Source organism: Prevotella sp. P3-122 (assembly GCF_002251365.1).
In the GTDB taxonomy this organism is placed as follows: domain Bacteria; phylum Bacteroidota; class Bacteroidia; order Bacteroidales; family Bacteroidaceae; genus Prevotella.
In genome coordinates this window covers 1-2,551 of the sequence record NZ_NPJH01000061.1, presented here as the reverse complement: position 1 = coordinate 2,551, position 2,551 = coordinate 1, and the positions used below count along the sequence as shown (strand labels likewise).

The 2,551-nt window shown below is 41.9% G+C and carries 1 protein-coding gene; it reads left to right on the top strand.

Going from position 1 to position 2,551, the window contains the following annotated elements; genetic code table 11:
* Positions 1 to 6 precede the first annotated feature (6 nt).
* Positions 7 to 2,551 (top strand): DEAD/DEAH box helicase family protein (locus CIL02_RS10780; RefSeq protein WP_141210203.1); only part of this gene is annotated, 2,545 nt, incomplete at its 3' end.

Genomic DNA, 2,551 nt, shown 5'->3' with positions numbered 1-2,551 from the left:
TGCTATATGGATGAGCTGCAAAAGAAATACAACCTACTTGTTACACAAAACGAGATTCTTCGAAAGGAGAATACAGAGTTGAGATCTCTTCTTTGTGCTCATGGCATTGAGTACAAGCCAAGGCCTAAAAATGTGATAGACTCCATATATTCGCCTATTTCTCTCCCGGTATTCAAACTCTCGCTTGACGAACGAGTCGCTCTATTCATGTCTTTATTCAAAGGTAGAGAAGATGTGTTTGCCCGAAGATGGTTCAGCAAGTCAACGGGGAAAGCAGGTTATCAGCCTGTATGTGTCAACGAATGGAGACGAGGAGTATGCGATAAGAAGACATATAAATGTGCAGAATGCCCCAACCGTGACTTTGCACCATTGACATCACAGGATGTCTACCGTCATTTGGAAGGTAAGGATGAAAACTGCTGTGACGTGGTCGGGCTTTATGCCATCATGACTGACAATAATTGTTCATTTCTATGTACGGACTTTGATGACAAGAGCTGTAAGCATGGCTACAAGGATGATGTTCTTGCTTTTGTGGGTGTATGTAGAGAGTGGCAGATTCCATACGCAATTGAACGTTCCCGCTCTGGTAACGGCGCCCATGTCTGGATATTCTTTGAAGAACCACTCCCCGCATTCAAGGCAAGGCGATTGGGAAATGCGATACTTACAGAGGCGATGAATCATGATGGACGAATGTCACTCAATTCTTACGACCGCTTCTTTCCTAATCAAGACCGCATGCCAGAAGGGGGATTCGGCAATCTTGTCGCACTCCCTCTTCAAGGACAAGCTCGTAAGAACTTGAATAGTGTGTTTGTTGATGATGATTTTCTTGCATATAAAGACCAATGGATCTTTCTTTATAATATTAAAAAATTAAGGGAGGATGATGTAGATAAACTACTGAACTTGCATGTCAATGAGGAATTTGGTGCTCTATCTACATCAAGCGAGAGCAAACCATGGGTAACTCCTACATCACAAGACCTTACGAAAGCAGATTTCTATTCCACCATGGAGATAGTCAAGGCAGATGAGATTTACATTCCACTAAAATCTGTTTCTGCAAAGGTCTTGAATCACCTGAAGCGCATAGCAGCATTCAAGAATCCAGAGTTCTACAGTAAACAGGCACTTAGGCTCTCAACATATTCTGTTCCACGTATCATCTCCTGTTTCGATATTACTGACGAATACCTTGCTATGCCTCGTGGATGTGAAGATGCTATCCTATCATTCTTAAACGACAACAATGTAAAGTATAGTATTACAGACGAAACAAGTCACGGGAAAAAGATATCAGTAACATTTACAGGAAAGGAACGAGAAGAACAAACAGATGCCATCAACGCATTGCTTACATATAGCAATGGTGTTTTACATGCAACTACAGCTTTTGGAAAAACCGTTACGGCTGCTGCAATTATTGCACGCAAGAAAGTAAACACACTAATTCTTGTTCACTCCAAGGCCTTGCTTACACAATGGCACGAACGTCTTACGGAGTTTCTTGACATCAACTTTAAGGAAACGGAAGAACCAAAGAAACGTGGTCGCAAGAAAGTATTCTCCCCGATAGGTTGCCTTGATTCTACGTGTAACACCCTGCATGGAATTATTGATATAGCTCTCATCCAATCTTGTTTGGATGAAAATGGAGTCAAACCATTTGTCCAGGACTATGGCATGGTCATCGTTGACGAATGTCATCATGTATCGTCTATTACATTTGAGAATGTATTGAAGAACATAAAGGCTCACACAGTGTATGGCTTGACTGCAACACCAATTCGTAAGGACGGTCAACAGCCTATTATTTTCATGCAATGTGGTCCAATACGATTCTCTGCAGACGCAAAGAGTCAGATAGCCAAGCAGTCCTTTGACAGGTATCTTATTCCAAGGTTCACATCATATCGGTCAATTACAGAAGACAGGCAGACCATTACCGCGATGTACCAATCACTTTCTGAAGATACTGTGCGAAATAATCTCATTGTGAATGATATTTGTAAAGTCGTTGGTTCTGGACGCACACCCATCATCCTTACAAACAGGACTTCGCACGTGACCTTATTGGCAGAGAAACTAAAAACTACCATCCCAAACGTGATTACCTTGACAGGTTCTGATACGACAAAAGATAAACGAGAAGCCTTGCAGCGATTACAGACAATCTCACCATCGGAGCCTTTAGTAATTGTGGCTACAGGCAAATATGTTGGAGAAGGCTTTGACTACCCTCGTTTGGACACGCTATTTCTTGCATTGCCAATCTCATGGAAAGGACTCGTCGCTCAGTATGCAGGACGACTGCATCGAGAGAATGAAGGGAAGAAAGATGTGCGCATCTATGACTATATAGACATCCACGAACCAGTTTGCGACAGTATGTACAGAAAACGGCTGAAAGGCTATGCGTCTATAGGTTATAAGACCATCATCAAAAGCCAACCAACACTATTTGACAATGTTAATGACATAGAGTTCTCAATAAACGAAGGACAGATATTCAATGGTAAGACATACTTCCGGCCATACAAAA